This window comes from Nocardia huaxiensis, assembly GCF_013744875.1.
Taxonomy (GTDB): Bacteria; Actinomycetota; Actinomycetes; order Mycobacteriales; family Mycobacteriaceae; genus Nocardia; species Nocardia huaxiensis.
Map to the genome: position 1 here is coordinate 3,065,296 of NZ_CP059399.1, position 15,062 is coordinate 3,080,357.

Annotated in this window: 11 protein-coding genes; 7 read left to right on the forward strand and 4 right to left on the reverse strand. The window is 67.3% G+C overall.

Annotated elements, in window-relative coordinates; all coding sequences use genetic code 11:
• The first annotated feature begins 97 nt into the window (after positions 1-97).
• Positions 98-1,393: a cytochrome P450 gene (locus tag H0264_RS13695; RefSeq protein ID WP_181584304.1), complete on the forward strand. Its 1,296-nt coding sequence runs from the start codon at positions 98-100 to the stop codon at positions 1,391-1,393.
• Between the two features lie 31 nt (positions 1,394-1,424).
• Here H0264_RS13695 and H0264_RS13700 read toward each other — a convergent pair whose 3' ends face one another.
• Both H0264_RS13700 and H0264_RS13705 read right to left on the reverse strand, forming a co-directional pair.
• The gene (locus H0264_RS13700; RefSeq protein ID WP_181584305.1) at positions 1,425-1,901 is read right to left on the reverse strand and encodes a DUF1772 domain-containing protein; all 477 of its coding nucleotides are present in this window, start codon (positions 1,899-1,901) and stop codon (positions 1,425-1,427) included.
• 160 nt (positions 1,902-2,061) lie between these two features.
• Positions 2,062-2,310 carry a response regulator transcription factor gene (locus tag H0264_RS13705; protein ID WP_231082953.1) on the reverse strand — a complete coding sequence of 83 codons (249 nt, stop codon included), beginning with the start codon at positions 2,308-2,310 and terminating at the stop codon, positions 2,062-2,064.
• A gap of 176 nt (positions 2,311-2,486) precedes the next feature.
• Here H0264_RS13705 and H0264_RS13710 point away from each other — a divergent pair, with 176 nt between their 5' ends.
• From H0264_RS13710 to H0264_RS13730, 5 genes are all read left to right on the forward strand, one after another.
• Positions 2,487-4,721, forward strand: coding sequence for an outer membrane protein assembly factor BamB family protein (locus tag H0264_RS13710; RefSeq protein ID WP_181584307.1), 2,235 nt, complete (start codon positions 2,487-2,489; stop codon positions 4,719-4,721).
• A gap of 30 nt (positions 4,722-4,751) precedes the next feature.
• Complete coding sequence (locus H0264_RS13715; RefSeq protein ID WP_181584308.1) at positions 4,752-6,929, forward strand: DUF7937 domain-containing protein; 2,178 nt, start codon at positions 4,752-4,754, stop codon at positions 6,927-6,929.
• 76 nt (positions 6,930-7,005) lie between these two features.
• The gene (locus H0264_RS13720; RefSeq protein ID WP_181585529.1) at positions 7,006-8,364 is read left to right on the forward strand and encodes an MFS transporter; all 1,359 of its coding nucleotides are present in this window, start codon (positions 7,006-7,008) and stop codon (positions 8,362-8,364) included.
• 62 nt (positions 8,365-8,426) lie between these two features.
• Positions 8,427-9,050 (forward strand): TetR/AcrR family transcriptional regulator, encoded by a 624-nt coding sequence (locus H0264_RS13725; protein ID WP_181584309.1) that lies wholly within the window; start codon positions 8,427-8,429, stop codon positions 9,048-9,050.
• Positions 9,051-9,063: 13 nt separating this feature from the next.
• Positions 9,064-10,656 carry an MDR family MFS transporter gene (locus tag H0264_RS13730; protein ID WP_181584310.1) on the forward strand — a complete coding sequence of 531 codons (1,593 nt, stop codon included), beginning with the start codon at positions 9,064-9,066 and terminating at the stop codon, positions 10,654-10,656.
• 7 nt (positions 10,657-10,663) lie between these two features.
• On the opposite strand, the gene H0264_RS13735 is transcribed toward H0264_RS13730, so the two are convergent.
• The gene (locus tag H0264_RS13735) at positions 10,664-11,884 is read right to left on the reverse strand and encodes a TMEM143 family protein (protein ID WP_181584311.1); all 1,221 of its coding nucleotides are present in this window, start codon (positions 11,882-11,884) and stop codon (positions 10,664-10,666) included.
• Positions 11,885-11,945: 61 nt separating this feature from the next.
• The gene (locus H0264_RS13740) at positions 11,946-13,511 is read right to left on the reverse strand and encodes an alpha/beta fold hydrolase (RefSeq protein ID WP_244976175.1); all 1,566 of its coding nucleotides are present in this window, start codon (positions 13,509-13,511) and stop codon (positions 11,946-11,948) included.
• Positions 13,512-13,799: 288 nt separating this feature from the next.
• Here H0264_RS13740 and H0264_RS13745 point away from each other — a divergent pair, with 288 nt between their 5' ends.
• Positions 13,800-15,026 (forward strand): PucR family transcriptional regulator, encoded by a 1,227-nt coding sequence (locus H0264_RS13745; protein WP_231082949.1) that lies wholly within the window; start codon positions 13,800-13,802, stop codon positions 15,024-15,026.
• The last annotated feature ends 36 nt before the right edge of the window (positions 15,027-15,062 follow it).

A 15,062-nucleotide genomic window follows, 5' to 3' on the forward strand; every position in this document is an offset into this window, starting at 1 on the left:
GGCGGTATGTGCGCGCGTGTCAGGGGTATCGGGTCGGGTGGGGGCGGCGGGATAATTCTCTCCTGCGGAAATGCTCTTCTATCAGGGGGTTGGGGTCATGGCCCGCACTCTTCCTTTCTTCGGTGATGCTTGGCCGCTGCTGCGGGATCCGGTGGGGTTTCTGGCGGGGTTGCCTGCGCGTGGGGAGTTGGTGTGGCTCAAGTTGGGGCCGATGCCGATGGTGATGCTCTGTGATCCGGAGCTGACCTATCGGGTTCTCAAGGATGACAACACCTTTGACAAGGGTGGGCCGTTCTTCGATCGGTTGAGCGATTTGTTCGGGGATGGGGTGGGGACCTGTCCGCGGTCGAAGCATCGGCGGTTGCGGCGGCTGGTGCAGCCGGCATTCCGGCCGGCGCAGATGCAGCGGTACGAGGTGGTGATGCGGGAGGAGGCCGATCGGATGGTCGAATCCTGGAATGCGGGAGGGGATTTCGATGTGAGCCGGGCGTCGATGGCGTATACCGGGCGGATCGTGTTCCGGACATTGTTCTCGGCGTCGCTGACCGAGGAGTTGTTGAACGGGGCGCTGACCGATCTGGACGACTTCGTGGCCGAGGTGCCACGGCGCATGCTCACCCCGGATTGGATGGCGCGGCTGCCATTGCCCAGCAATCGGCGGTGGCATCGGACGATCGCGGGACTGCGCGACGCCGTCGACGGGATCATCGAGCAGCGGCGGCGGCAGACCACCACCGACGAATCGGATCTGCTGGCCAGCATGATCCTGTCGCACGACGAGGAAGGCGGGTGGCTCACCGACGCCGAACTCACCGACCAGGCCGTCACCTTCCTGGCCACCGGAACGGAAACCAGCGCAACAACTTTGGCGTGGGCCATGTATCTGCTGGCCACCCATCCCAAGGTGCAGCAGGACCTGCGCGACCAGGTGTCCGCCTCCGGCCCCACCTCCCTGTCGGATTCCGAGAACGACACAACGGCCCTGTGCCACCGCATAATTCACGAATCCCTGCGCATGTACACCCCACCCTGGATGCTCACCCGCGTCACCACCACCGACACCACCCTGGGGGAACACCACATCCCCGCCGGCACCGCCATCGCCTACAGCCCCTACATCCCCCACCGCAACCCCGACCTCTACCCCGACCCCGACACCTTCGATCCGGACCGCTGGATCGCCCGATCACCCTCCACCCCTTGCTCTTTCCTCCCCTTCGGCGACGGCCCCCGCGGCTGCATAGGCAACCGCTTCGCCTACCTCGAACTGACCGCCGCCCTGCAGGCCATAGCCGCCCGCTGGGAACTCCACACCCGCACCGACGCCCCCCTGCACCCCCGCATCGGCACCACCGTCGCCCCGCACGGCCTCCGCCTGCGAGTCACCGCGTAGCGCCGCGACCGGTGCGGTTTCGGGTTCGAGTTCAGAACAGGATCAGCGCTGCGCACAGCCCGGCGAGGGCGGTGAACTGCAGGCCGATCCGGTATTTCAAGATGCTGTCCCACCTGTCCTGCAGCGCACGGGCATTGGCCGGAATGATCCCGCTCTGCGCGGCTGCCGTCTGCTGCGCATTGATCGGCTTGGCAATACGAACGTAGAACCCGAGCCAGGTAACCAGCGCCACCAGTGCGACCCCCGCTCCCGCGGCGGCCCCGATCTGTCCCGCTCCCAATGCGATCGCCAGTGTGAGCACCGCGGCCACCACCCCGCTCACGCCGAAGAACGGCATTCGCCTGTCGCCGTAGTAATGCCCCCACCCCGCACTGACGGTCACGGTCGCATCATCCAGCCGTCGATACACCGACCGACTGATCACGGCCGCACAAACATCGGTGCCATAGATAACCGCATTGGTGAGAACCGCGGCAACAGCGACGATCTGGCCGGCAACGATGAGCATCCTCAGCTCCCTCTCTTGAAATCTAGCAACGCTAGGAACTGAAGCAACGGTAACAGTCACCCGCCAGATTGTCTAGCGGCGCTAGATTTTTGGCCCGAGCGCAGCCGCGGCATCACCGTCGGCGGAGTGCGAACTGGCGGTGAGCGCGCCGGACCCGGGCTCAGAGTTCGTCGAGGGTGAGGTAGCCGTCTTGAAGGGCTCGGGCCAGGAGGGCGGCCTTGGTGGGGGCGGGGCGGCCCACGTGGTGGTATTTGTCGCGGATTCGGGCTATGTGGGTGTTGACGGTGCCTGGGGAGATGAAGAGTTGGTGGCAGACTTCGGATTTGGAGTCGCAGAGGATCCAGGCCAGGAGGACTTGGAGTTCTCGGGGGCTGAGGGTGGGGACCTGGCGGGGGGTGGTGGTGAGCACGACGTGTCCTTTCGCCGGGCCTGGCGGGCTCTGTTCCATGGTCCCCGATGCGGGTGGGGGAGAACAGGTGCATTGGTCATCGTTCAGCGTTTGTCGGTTGGTCGGCGGATACCGGTGCGGGCGTGGGGGTGCCACAGTGGAGTGGGTCAGATTCACCGGATGCCAGTGAGCTCAGCATGTTCGGCCGCTACGAGGAGACGGTTCGGGCCGGGGAGGGTGTGTCCGCGCCGCCGCGGGCGCCCGGCTCGCTGCTCACTCCTACGCTGCTGATTTTCCTGACGGTGTCGGCGCTGGTGCTGACCGGCGGGGTGGTGGCGGTCTACTTCGAGAGCGCGAGCCGCGGTGCGGGGCAGGCGCTGCCGGGGCAGTTGCGGAATACCTATCCGACCATGCCCACGGCGGAATGGAAGGCCGAGGCCGCGAAGGTGGCCACCAATCTCGTGTACGTGCGGCCGGACCCTACGTCCATGCAATACCTGTCGCCCGGATTCATCGACCTGGGCGACCTGCTGATCAGCACACTCGTGGTGAAGAACAGTGATGTGGATCCGCTGCTGGTCGCGATCGATTCGCGGACGGGTGCGGTGCGCTGGCAGACGCTGATCGAGATGTACCCGCACAAACCGTCGTGCGCCACGCAGGCCGTGAACGGATTGCTGCCGTGCATCGGCGGGGATGCCGTGCACTTCTTCCGGCTGTCGGACGGAACCGTCGATCACGCGCTGCCGGTGGGGGAGGTGTCGCGGGTGGAGGTGATCGGCGCAGACGTCGTGACCGCCGGATATCGCGAAATGTCCAGGGGGACACCGGAGAACCTGACGGCCCGCTGGCATCGGACCTACCCGCAGGAGCCGGGGGACTGCCCCGGATCGGGAGATTCGCAGCAGTTCGGGGTCACCGATCGGTTCATCTATTTCGGCAGCGATGTGGGAGCGGTGGTGGCCGATGCCGCCACCGGACAGCAGGTGATCGACAGCCAATTGCAGGGCATCGCCGTGTATCCCGGGCAGGGGCTCGTCGGACGGCGGTGCTCCGGGACCACGGTGGAGACGGTTGTGCTGGACGAATCCGGGAGAACATTGCGCACGCACGCCGGTGATGGCTGGCCCGCCCGGCCCTCGCTGCTCACGAAACAGGATCGCGGACCGTACGTGATCGGCGGCAGGGCATACGATTTCGCGCGCGGTGCCGAACAATGGAGTGTCGACGCCGACGGTGCGCGCATGGTCGGGGATCTGATCCTCGCCGTCGAATCCGGGACGATGACCGGCTACAACCGGAACACCGGTGAGCAGATGTGGGCCACCGCGACGCCGGGGGATCCCGTCACCTCCGATGGTGAACGCGTGCTGTGCTCGTCGGACAGTGGCGTCACCGCCGTGGAGATGCGAACCGGGCGGACCGCCTGGACGCAGCACAGCGTGACCTCGCGCGGAATCGCCCCCGCGGGAACGGGATTCGCGGAGGGGACGGCGGACAGCATCATCTTCTACCCGCCGACCGGCGGCGCCGCGCATGCGCCCGGCCCGCTCACCACGGGCGTGGCCGCCTCCGAGAACTCGGCCGAGGGCAGCCGGCTGGTCACCAAGTGCGGGAAGGTTCCGGTCCTGCGGCCGGTGTCCTACCGCACCGACACCGGGGCGCTCATAGTGAAATTCGAGATCAAGGCCGCCTGCTCGACCGGGGATGTGGTGTCCACCAGTGCTTTACGGATCACTGTCACGGCGGGCGGACAAGTGATCGCCTCCGGGGTCTTCGACTTCGGAGACAGCCCGATGTATCTGCCGCGCACCGACAACTCCGCGGGTACGACGCTGCGCGAATTCCGTTATCCGCTGGGCAGTTTCTGGCAGTTGCCGACCGGTTCCGGGCCGAGCGGCGATCAGGTCGTCGAATGCGAGGACCAGGGCACCAGTCGTGGACCTGAGCGCGGTGAGCCGCCCAGCACGTCGGCCGGTGGCACGCCCCTCACCGCGGTCCGGTCGGTGCTGCCCGCCGGGAAGGACTCCGACACGGTGAGCCTGGCGGCGCTGCGCGCTCGCGCCGACGCCGACAAGGCCACTGTCGCAGCGGATCTCGCGGACCGCTGGGTTCCGCAGATCTCCTCGAAGCGGGTGAATCTGGTCGCGCCGGATGTGGACGGGCAGATGGTGACCTGGTACGCCACCGACATCCTGAACCAGCACCTGCGCATGCGGTTGCAGTACCCGAATGTGCGGCTGGTGTGGAGCAACGAGTGGCGCAGTTTCGATCTCGACGGCTGGTGGGTGACGCTGGCCGGGGTCACCAGCACCGATGCCGATTCCGCCAACCGCTGGTGCGACAGCAATGGCATCCCGACCGACGAGTGTTTCGCCAAAATCGTGAGCAATTCCCGTGATTCGACCGGCACCACCAGGTACCGCCGCTAGCGAGGAGGTCGTGCGGTGTATCCATCGGGAATGAGCGGGCCCGCCTATGTGCGGCCGCCCAGCGGGGTGACCGCCGTCTTCGCGGCGATATTGGCATTGCTCGGCGGGGGAGCCGGGGCGATCGGCGTGCTGGCCTTCCTGTCCTTCGTCGAGGAGCTCGGCGGGGTGGACCAGGCCGCCGGATATCTGCGCGGATTCGGACCGGACTGGTGGGAGGCGGTGGTCGTCGGCGGGCAGATCAGCAATGCCGTCTCCGCGATCCTGCTGCTGGCCGGTGCCATACAGCTGTTCCGGCGGCGGCTGTCCGGACGCACCATGATCATCTGGGGCTGTCTGCTCGTCATCGCGACCGGCATCGCCGGACTGATTGCGTCGCAGGCGGTGGTGAACTCCTGGCGCAACGGCATCGGCGGCGAATACTTCTCCGGCGAATACAGCGAGCTCATTCGCGGCGCGAGCCTGTCCTCGGCGGGAATCTCGCTGGGGCTGTTGATCTTTCCACTGGTCACGCTGATCCTCGCGGCAGCGCCGCCCACCCGGCGCTGGTGCGACTTCCGCGTCGTGGCGCTGCCGCCGGGCACGCCCGCGCCCTTCTACTTCCAGGCTCCGTCCGGCCCGGTCCCGATCGTGCCAACGCAGCAGCCGAATCCGGTTGCGTCACAACCCTATCGACCACCGGTGGTGCCGTCGCAACCGCGTATGCCGGTAGCCGTCCTACTGGGTGATATCTCGACGGCCGATCGGGTCCGGGATGGCGTCGCGGTGGTGCTGCTGTCGGCGGCGTGGCTGCTGCCGTGGAATCGACGTGTGGATCTGCCGGGTGGGAACGGACAGGCGTCGGTGCGCGCCATGATCGTTTTCACGACCTTGCTCGCGCTGGTGGCGGTCGCGGTGCCGTATCTGTCCCGTCTCGGTGCGTGGGCGCGGGAGTGGAGTGCCGCCCGGTCGCGTGTGGTCCAAATACTGGCGCTCGCACCGTATCTGATCCTGATCGGCGGATTCTTCATCGCCGATGTGGCCTCGGCGCGGTACCTGTTCGAGGCGCAGGCCCCGGCCGGTCCGGGGACCGGACCGGCCGTGTGGGCCGGTGCGGCGGGCGCGATGCTGGCGATTCAGCCGCGAACGGTACAGGGCGACAAGGGTGTTCCGCTGTGGTGGGGGCAGGCGGCGCGGGCGGTGCTGTGGGGCGCCGCCGTGCTGGCGCTGCTGTCCGGGCTGCTGGCTGTCCTCGCCCAGGCGATGGACTCGGAGGCTGGTTCGGAGGATGTCGCGGCTGTCTTCGCCCTGCGGACGATGCTCGCCGTGGGTGTCGCCGCAATTGCCGCCACCGGGCTGGGGATCGACGAGACCGCGTGGCGGATCGCCGTACTCGCCTACGGTGCGGCGGTTCTCGTCGTCGGTGTGCTGGACGCGCTGTTCGGGACCGGCGGCATCGAGTTCTTCGGCGGTGCGGGCTTCTGCGCCTGCCTGCTCTGGTGTGTGGCCGCCGCGGTCGCCGTCGCTGCCCCGCGCGACCCGGACGCCGTGCGGCACACCGGCCATGTCCTCGTGGCCGCCTGCCGTAATGTGCTGATACTCATTGCGTTTCAAGCCTTCTTCGATGGCGCGGCAACAGTGCTCGGGGCACTCGGTGCAGCCCGCGAGATCGGGGTGGGCCTCGTCGTCGCCGTGTTGTCGGCGGTGATACTGGCGGCCGCCGCGACGGGCGCGCACATGTTGCGGCCCTGGGCATTACCCGGCCGGGACCCGCGTATCCCGCGACTGGTCTCGATGGTGGCGTGCGCCGTGATCGTGGTGCTTTCGGTGTGGCGGGCGGTCACCGGTCCAGCGCTCGACGCGGAGGTGACCACTGGCCCGGTCGTGCTCGTCCTGTCCGCGGTCATTGCCGTGGTGCTGGTCGCGGCCGCCCCGGTGACCGCGCTGTACGGCGAGAAGCCGCTGCTCGCCGAACTCTCGGCCGCTCTGCACGCCGCGCTCGCGGCTCCGGGCCCGGTCTCGGACGATCCCGATCACCAGGCCGTCACCGACCCGAACACGCCGGAGGCGCGTCTCGCCCGCATCGCGCAGCGCCGCCCGGACCTGCGCGCCGCCGTCGCCGCACACCCGCATACGCGGCGTGGACTGCTGGAATGGCTGGCCGCCCAGGGCGATCCCGAGGTCGCGCGGATCGTCGCGGGCCGCAGCGGAGGTTTCACGCAACCCCGGTGAGCGATCGGACCGCACCTCATCCGTGATGGGCGACGTGCCCGCCGCCGGTCTCGGCTTGACTCGCGCTGTGCGAAAGATGCTGATTCCGCTCGCCCTGGCACAGTTCATCTGCAGCTTCGCCGGCTCGAGCATGAATGTGATGATCACCGATATCGGGACGGATCTGCACACCACGGTCGCAGGGGTGCAGCTGGCGATCACGGTCTTCCTGCTGGTGATGGCCGCGCTCATGATTCCCGGCGGCGCGCTCACCGAACGCTGGGGGCGAAAACGCTGCTTCCAGCTGGGGCTGCTCATCTACGCGGCGGGCGCGTTGCTGAGCGCCGTCGCACCCGGTCTGGGCGTGCTCATCCTCGGCAACTCGATACTCGAGGGCGTGGGAACGGCCCTGCTCATCCCGCCGGTGTACATCCTGACCACCCTGCTGTTCACCGATACCGCCGCGCGCGCCGGGGCGTTCGGCCTGATCACCGGGATGGGCGGGGTGGGGGCGGCGACCGGGCCGCTGATCGGCGGGGTGATCTCGACGACGATCTCCTGGCGGGCCGTCTTCCTGTTCCAGGTGCTGATCATCGTCGTCATCATGGCGCTGGGCCGGAGGATCTCCGATCCGCTGCCCGCCGTGCCGGATCGGCCGTTCGACCTGGTGGGGACCGTGCTGTCGGCGAGCGGCATGGTGTTCCTGGTGCTGGGAATCATGCAGGCGAACAATGGATTCAGCGTGATGATGCTGCAGATCGCGGTGGGCGTCCTGGTGCTGGCCGCCTTCGTGTTGCACCTGCGTTCGCGTGAGCGGCTGGGCCGCCCGGTCCTGTTGTCGCTGAGCATGTTCGGCAACCGGACCTCGAATCTGGGTCTGATCACGCAGAACATCCAGTGGTTGCTGCTGATGGGCAGTTCCTTCGTCGTCGCCACCTATCTGCAGGTCGTGCGCGGCTTCAACGCCGTCGAGACGGGCGTGATCTGCACGGCCGCCACCATTGGAATCCTGTGCAGCTCACTGCTGGCCGCGCGGTCGGCCCGAAATCATCCGGCGCGGGTGATGATCATCGCCGGCTTTCTGGTGACGATCGCGGGCATGGTGGTCCTGCTCGTCCTCGTGCGCGCCTGGCATTCGGCCTGGGCATTCACGCCCGGACTGCTGCTCACCGGTCTGGGCCTCGGCGCGATGCTGACGCCCTCGGTCAATGTGGTCCAGTCGGCGTTCCCCGAAGATCAGCAGGGCGAGATATCGGGACTGTCCCGCGCGGTGTCGAATCTGGGTTCGGCCCTGGGTACCAGCATCGCCGGCACGCTGCTGCTCGTCAGCCTGGCCACGCCCGGCCGGGCCTATCTGCTGGCGGTGGCCGTGCTGGTCGCTTTCGCGGTCGCCGGGCTGGTAGCGGCCTGGTTCCTGCCTGTCACCCAGCCGGAGCCGGTCGAGAATTCCGGCTAGGTCGTCCACCGCGACGAACTTGCAGTTTCTGAAAAATTGCAGATTCTGCTAGATTCTCGGGCATGGGTGAGGCGAAGGGCAGCGAGCCGGAACTCGGGCTGCGCGAGCGCAAGAAACGACAGACGAAGATCGATCTGTGCATGGCGGCGCGACGGCTGACGATCGAGAAGGGCCTGGACGCGACCACCACCGATGACATCGCCAAGGCGGTCGGGGTGTCGCCGCGCACGTTCTTCAACTACTACGACACCAAGCTGGACGCGGTCGTCGGGCCGGTGACCGAGATCGGAACCCCGCAGGCGCGCACGGAATTCGTGGCCGGCGGTCCCACCGGGGTGCTCATCGACGACGTGGTGTGGCTGTACGCCTCCGGCTACGAGCCGGAAGACGAAGTGCGCGAAAGCATTGCGCTCGTCGCCGAGATCATCAAGACCGAGCCGCGCGTGCTGGCCGGATTCATCGCCGCCGGAGCACGGCACGAGGCGGCGGTGGGGGAGCTGCTGACCGCGCGCCGGGGCGCGCAGGTCTCGGCCGAATTCGCCGGAGTCACCGCAGGAATCATGTCCAACCTCACCACCCGGGCAGCAATGTCGTTGGCCGCCGATCCTTCTCGGTCGCTGGCCGAGGCGCTGCGAGCGCAGTGCGCATTGGCGGCCGACCTGTTCCGCCGACCTGATGAGAGATGAAGGAGTAGTGCCGATGACCACGACGGCTGATTCGCCGCCGACCCCGATCGTCCTGACGCAGAAACGAATCTGGCTCATCTTCGCCGCGCTGATCGCCGGCATGTTCCTGGCCAGCCTCGATCAGACCATCGTGGGCACCGCCATGCCGACCATTGTCGGCGAGCTGGGCGGCGTCAACGAAATGGCGTGGACCGCAACGTCCTACCTGCTGGCCACCACCATCGTCATGCCCATCTACGGCAAATTCGGCGACCTGTTCGGCCGCCGCTGGCTGTTCCTGTTCGCCATCGGCGTCTTCACCGCGGCGTCGGTCGGCGCGGCGCTGGCCACCGGATTCTGGGAGTTCATCGCCTTCCGCGGCCTGCAGGGCGTGGGCGGCGGCGGTCTGATGATCCTGGCGCAGGCCATCATCGCCGATGTGGTGCCGGCCAAGGACCGCGGCAAATACATGGCCCCGATGGGCGCGGTGTTCGGTCTCACCTCGGTGGCCGGGCCGCTGCTGGGCGGTTTCTTCGCCGATCACACCGGCTGGCGCTGGTGCTTCTGGATCAATGTGCCGATCGGGCTGGCGGCCTTCGCCGTCGCGTTCAAATACCTCAACATTCCCAGCCATCGGCCCAAGGCGAGGCCGGACTACCTCGGCGTCGTGCTCATGTCGGCGGCCACCACGCTGCTCATTCTCGTAACCGATTGGGGCGGTAAGCGTTACGCGTGGGATTCCGCGGTGATTCTGGCCATGATCGCCGCCCTGGTGCTGGTGGTCGGCGTGTTCATCATGGTGGAGGCGCGGGCCGAAGAACCCATGCTGCCGCTGTGGCTGTTCCGCAATCGCACCTTCGTGCTGACCTCGGCCATCGGCCTGGTGGTGGGCCTGGTCATGTTCGCGGCGCTCGCGTTCATCCCCACCTATCTGCAAATGGCCACCGGCGCTTCGGCTTCGGTGTCCGGCCTGCTGCTGATCCCCATGATGGTCGGCATGATGGCCACGCTCATCACCTCCATGAACGCCATCACCAAGACCGGCCGCTACCGCGTCTATCCGCCGCTGGGCGCACTCATCATGGGCGCCGGCATGCTGTGGCTGACCCAGCTCAGCGCGAGCACCTCCATGTGGGTGGTGTCCGGGATGCTGCTGGTCATGGGCGCGGGGCTGGGCCTGATCATGCAGATCATCGTGCTGGTGGTGCAGAACGCGGTTGCGCCCGATCAGATCGGCACCGCGACCAGCGCCAACAACTACTTCCGGGAAATGGGCGGCGCGATCGGCGTGGCGGTCTTCGGGTCGATCTTCACCAACCGGCTGACCGAGGGACTCACCGGCGCGTTCCGGGACAACTGGGCGCAGGCGGCGGGCTCCGGGGTGGATCCGAGCGCGCTGGTGCCGTCGGTGGTGAAAAACCTTCCCGCCCAACTGCACGACGCGATCGTGGGCGCATACGTCGACGCCCTGGTGCCCGGGTTCTGGTACCTGATTCCCGGTGTGGCCGTGGCCTTCCTGCTGGCGCTGTTCATCCCGCACCTGACGCTTTCCGACGAGGCGGGCATGATCGCTCGCGGTGAAGCGGTGCTGGAGGAGGATCTGCCGAAGGCGGACGCGAAGGCATAGTGACGGTTCAACCGTTGTAGCGGAAGACATTGTCCCAGTGGCGATCCAGATCCTGTTTCGCCCGGGGCAATGTCACCGCGTGCAGCCCGCCGCTCTCGTCCGCGGTCACCAGGCCGAGCTCGCGCAGCGTGCCCAGCCCGTCCTGGACATCGAAGTCGAAGGTGGTGTTCCAGCGTTCGCGGAACCAATCCTCGACCTTCTTGTCGAGGTCGGCGGTGCTCAGCGGCCGGTCGGCGGTGCGCAGGAAGTGGTAGGCCAGTACGGCTTCGGTGACCTCGGATTCCTCGGCCGCGCCGAGCAGATGGTGGAAGACGCCCGCGCCATTGTCGAGATTGCGGAAGTACAGGTGCTCCTGCAGCGACTTCATGAGCTTGATCTTGCGATTCTTGAACTTGGAGAACTGCCGCACCAGATAGCCGCCCAGCGCCGCCATGCCCGCGCCCAGGGTGACCAGCGCCGTCTGATCCAGTCGCACCGATTCGTCGCGCAGCCCGACCCAGAAGGCGAACAGCAGCACCAGCAGCCCCAGGGAGGCAATGAGTTTGGTGACCAGCACGATGATGCCGGACACCACCGCGGGCACCCCGATCAGCAGCTTGTCCAGCGGCCGCATGCGCACCCGCACGGTCGGATACAGCATCTCCAAATCATTGCTCGGCACATTCTGGAACAGCTTCAACAGCACCGAACCGCCCTCGGGCGAACGCTGCTCGTCGTCGGTCTCGCTGAAGGCGACGTAGACGAGAACCTTGGCGTAGCTGGTGAATTCGACGGTCCGCTTGCGTAAGCCGTAGAACGACTTCACCTCCGCGGTGCGCCGCGCCGCCCCGCGCCGGAAGAACAGCACCGTGTCGATGCCCTCGTCCTCGACCCGCAACCGCACCTTGAGCAGCGAGTGCTCACCGAACGCCCGCCCGATCTCCGCGGCGTCGATGCGGGTGAAGTTGGCGTCCTCGGCCAGGGCGACCAGTTCCCGCTCGACGGTTTCCCGGGCGGCGACCCGATCCTGTGCTGTCACAGCGCGAATCGCGCGCATGTTCACCGCCGGATCGATCACGTGATAGGCGTCCAGCACCGCCTCGCCGCGCTCGTGGAACCGGTGGTGGAGCAATGCGGCCAGCAGCCGCGCGAACTCCCGGAACTCGGCGCGCTCGGCCTCGGGCAGCTCACCGGCGCACAGCGAGATGACCGCGCTCTTGCGGAACGGCAGAAAGTGTTCGGTCTGCATCACCAACTCCTCGCCTCGAAATATCCGCCGCGACAACACGAGTGCGCAAGGGCCGGCTGTCTCAGCCGAAGGGATTGCCGTCGATGCCGCAGCCGGTGCCGGCCGCGGGCAGCACCCCGGAGAACAGGTAGTCGCGCTTCACGCGTTCGGCGCAGGTGCTCGGCACGTACATGCTGCTGTGCCCGGCGCCCTCGACCACCACCACCTGCGCGGCGGCCAGCTGAGCGGCGCCCGCCTGCGCGCCCGCCAGCGGGGTCGCCGGGTCGAACCTGCTGTTGAGCACCAGAATCGGGGCCGCGGTGCGGCGGTTCCACGGCCCGGTGTAGCGGTCGGCGTCGCGACCCTGCCAGAAGGCGCAGGCCATCATGTCGAAGACGCCGATCCGGCCGAAGTAGGGCACGCGGCGGTCCTCGGATTCGGCGGCGCGGCTGTACACGGCCAGGTCGGTCGGGACGACGCTGTCGCTGCACTGAATGGTGTAGTACGCCTCGGTGCGATTACCCGTGTACCCGGCCTCGGCCGCGATGGGGACCACGCCCGACAGCGTGGCGCCCGCGTCGAACAGCGATTGCAGCAGGGCGGCCAGGTTCGGATAGGTGTCCGAACGCGAAAGATCCGCTGCCGCATTGACGATCGCGGAGTAGGTCCACTCCTGACCGTCGAGCAGGATGGGAGCCAGGCGCGCCCGCTCGGCGATGACCCGCCACTTCAGCGCGGGATCACCGGAGGAGAAGGCACAGCGCGGACCGGCTTCGGTGCACAGGCGCAGGAAGGCGTCGAAGGTCTGGGCGATGCCGGTCGCCACATCCTGGCGCATATCGATGGGGACGGTGGCGCCCTGTGTCCCATGGCCATTGGCGCTGCCCTCGAAATCGAGCGAGCCGTCGAAGACCATGGCGCGCACGCGCCCGGGGAACATGTTCGCGTAGATCGCGCCGAGCTGGGTGCCGTAGGAGATGCCGTGGTAGGTCAGCTGTGCGTCGCCGACCGCACGCCGCAGCAGATCCATATCCCGGGCGGTGTTCGCGGTCGAGGCGTGATGCAGGATCGGACCGGCCAACTGCGCGCAGCGGTCCGCGAATTCCCGGTTGTGCGAGAAGAATTCGGCTTCACCCGCCGGATCGCCGGGCATATCCGGGAACGCGCCGAGGAAGGCCAGCTGCTCCTCGGTATTCGGGAAGCAGCGGGCCGTGGCACTGCGCGCGACCGATCGCGGATCCCAGGAGACGAGGTCGAAGCGCGCCCGCAGTTCCTCGGAGAACAGCCACGGCCAGTGTGCGCGCTCGCGCAGCCGGTCCACGCCGGAGGCTCCGGGTCCGCCGAAATTGACGAACAGCGTGCCGATTCGGGCCGCCGGGTCGCTCGCGGGCAACTTGATCACGGCGAGATCGATCTGATCGCCGCGCGGGGCGTGATAGTCCAGGGGCACCCGCGCGGTCGCGCACTGGAAGCCATCAGCGCACTGATCCCACTGCAGCACAGGGGTTTCCGCGGCTTCGGCGAGTGCGTCGAGGAAGGGGTCCGGTGCGGCCGCCACATCGGCCGACACCGGCCGCGCCGAGGCGCCGGCTCCGAGGGCTACGACGAAGGCGACGATCCAGACCAGGCGAAATCTGTTGCGTACCAATCGTGGAGCCACCACACCAAGAGCCTTCCGAGCACAGATGAACACTTGCCCGCCACACCCTGCCATACCGCACCCGCAGTCGGCATGCGGGTCGGCGAAAAGTGAGCGCCGCAGGGTGAAAAACTCGTCGCGAAGCCGGGCGTATCGCCCGCGTCATGTCATGTGCGCAGGTGGGCAAGGCAATTCGTGGTCATGGACCATGCGGTTCGAAAGAGAGTAGAAGGTGAGTACTCGACCAACTTAGAGTTCGAACTCCACCGATGAGGTTCCGGTCGGAAGGAGTCGACGATGACCACTGATGGAGGATTGCGGACGGGGCTGACAGTCTCCGGACGGCCCATGTCCATGCCGCTGCAGGATGTGCGGACGCTGTCGCGGCGGCTGGTCGGACATTTCGTCGACACGGTGATTCCGTGCGGGACATTGCCCGGAGACGTCATATCCGGTGATGTCACCACGATCACCCGCCTCTGCCTGGAGCTGGCCGTGAGCATGCTGGACGGGGAGGACATCCCGGCCAAGACCGGCCGGCTGGCCGAGGCCGCGGCGGGCTGGGCACGCGAGGGCGTTCCCATCGACGTCGTGCTGCACGCGATCCATGAGGGCTTCAAAGTCGGTATGGGGCTGACTGTTTCGAATGCCACGGCGCAGGACTTCGAGAGCGTGGTGAACGGGGCCAAGCTGGTGATCGAACTCCTCGACACCATCAGCGCGACCGTGGCGCGCGCCTACGTACGCGAGCACAAGGCGGTGGTGAGCGAACATCACACCGCCGTGCACACCCTGACTTCGGCACTGCTGGGCGGACATTCGACCTCGACCATGGCACGCGAATGCGGGATCGAGATCGCCGACGCGTATTCGATACTGGCACTGGATATTCCGCAGCATCCGGACGAGCGGCATCCCATGCTCGACGGGAAGGTGGTGGCGCGGCGCAAGTTACGCCGGGTACAGGCCGAACTCGCCGTGCGCTGCGGGGAGACCGCGCTCGCCCTGCTCAGCGTGGACGGGGGCACCATCCTGCTGCCCGCCGCCGAGAATGACGAATGGCTCGGCGAACTGCTGGAACGGCTGTCGGCGGCCGCGCATGTGCCCATTACCGCGGCGGTGGTGACCGTGCCCGCGACCGACGTGCCCGCGGCGGCCGACCGCGCCCACGAGCTGCTCGACATGGTGCAGCGCCTGGAATGCGTGCCGGGACTCTATCGATTCGCCGACATGGCCCTGGAATATCAGCTCACCCGGCCCGGCCCCGGCCGGGAATCCCTCGGGGCGCTGCTGGATCCGCTCGATGCGCATCCGGAATTACTGGAGACCCTGCGCGTCCACATCGGCAACAATCTGAATCGGCAACGCACAGCGCGAATCCTGCACATACACACCAATACCGTCGACTATCGCCTGAAACGGATCGGCCAACTCACCGGATTCGATCCCACCGTGACCTCCGGACTGTGGCAGCTGCGCTCCGCGCTCATCGCCCGCACCTTCACCGAGCACCGTGTCGCCTAACACCGCGCCGGCCGGTCCGCGCCGGTCGGAAAAGGT

Excerpts from the sequence above, each read along its gene's own strand:
- H0264_RS13695 (WP_181584304.1), top strand. The coding sequence starts at position 98 with ATGGCCCGCACTCTTCCTTTCTTCGGTGATGCTTGGCCGCTGCTGCGG.
- H0264_RS13700 (WP_181584305.1), bottom strand. The coding sequence starts at position 1,901 with ATGCTCATCGTTGCCGGCCAGATCGTCGCTGTTGCCGCGGTTCTCACC.
- H0264_RS13710 (WP_181584307.1), top strand. The coding sequence starts at position 2,487 with ATGTTCGGCCGCTACGAGGAGACGGTTCGGGCCGGGGAGGGTGTGTCC.
- H0264_RS13715 (WP_181584308.1), top strand. The coding sequence starts at position 4,752 with ATGAGCGGGCCCGCCTATGTGCGGCCGCCCAGCGGGGTGACCGCCGTC.
- H0264_RS13720 (WP_181585529.1), top strand. The coding sequence starts at position 7,006 with ATGCTGATTCCGCTCGCCCTGGCACAGTTCATCTGCAGCTTCGCCGGC.
- H0264_RS13725 (WP_181584309.1), top strand. The coding sequence starts at position 8,427 with ATGGGTGAGGCGAAGGGCAGCGAGCCGGAACTCGGGCTGCGCGAGCGC.
- H0264_RS13730 (WP_181584310.1), top strand. The coding sequence starts at position 9,064 with ATGACCACGACGGCTGATTCGCCGCCGACCCCGATCGTCCTGACGCAG.
- H0264_RS13735 (WP_181584311.1), bottom strand. The coding sequence starts at position 11,884 with ATGCAGACCGAACACTTTCTGCCGTTCCGCAAGAGCGCGGTCATCTCG.
- H0264_RS13745 (WP_231082949.1), top strand. The coding sequence starts at position 13,800 with ATGACCACTGATGGAGGATTGCGGACGGGGCTGACAGTCTCCGGACGG.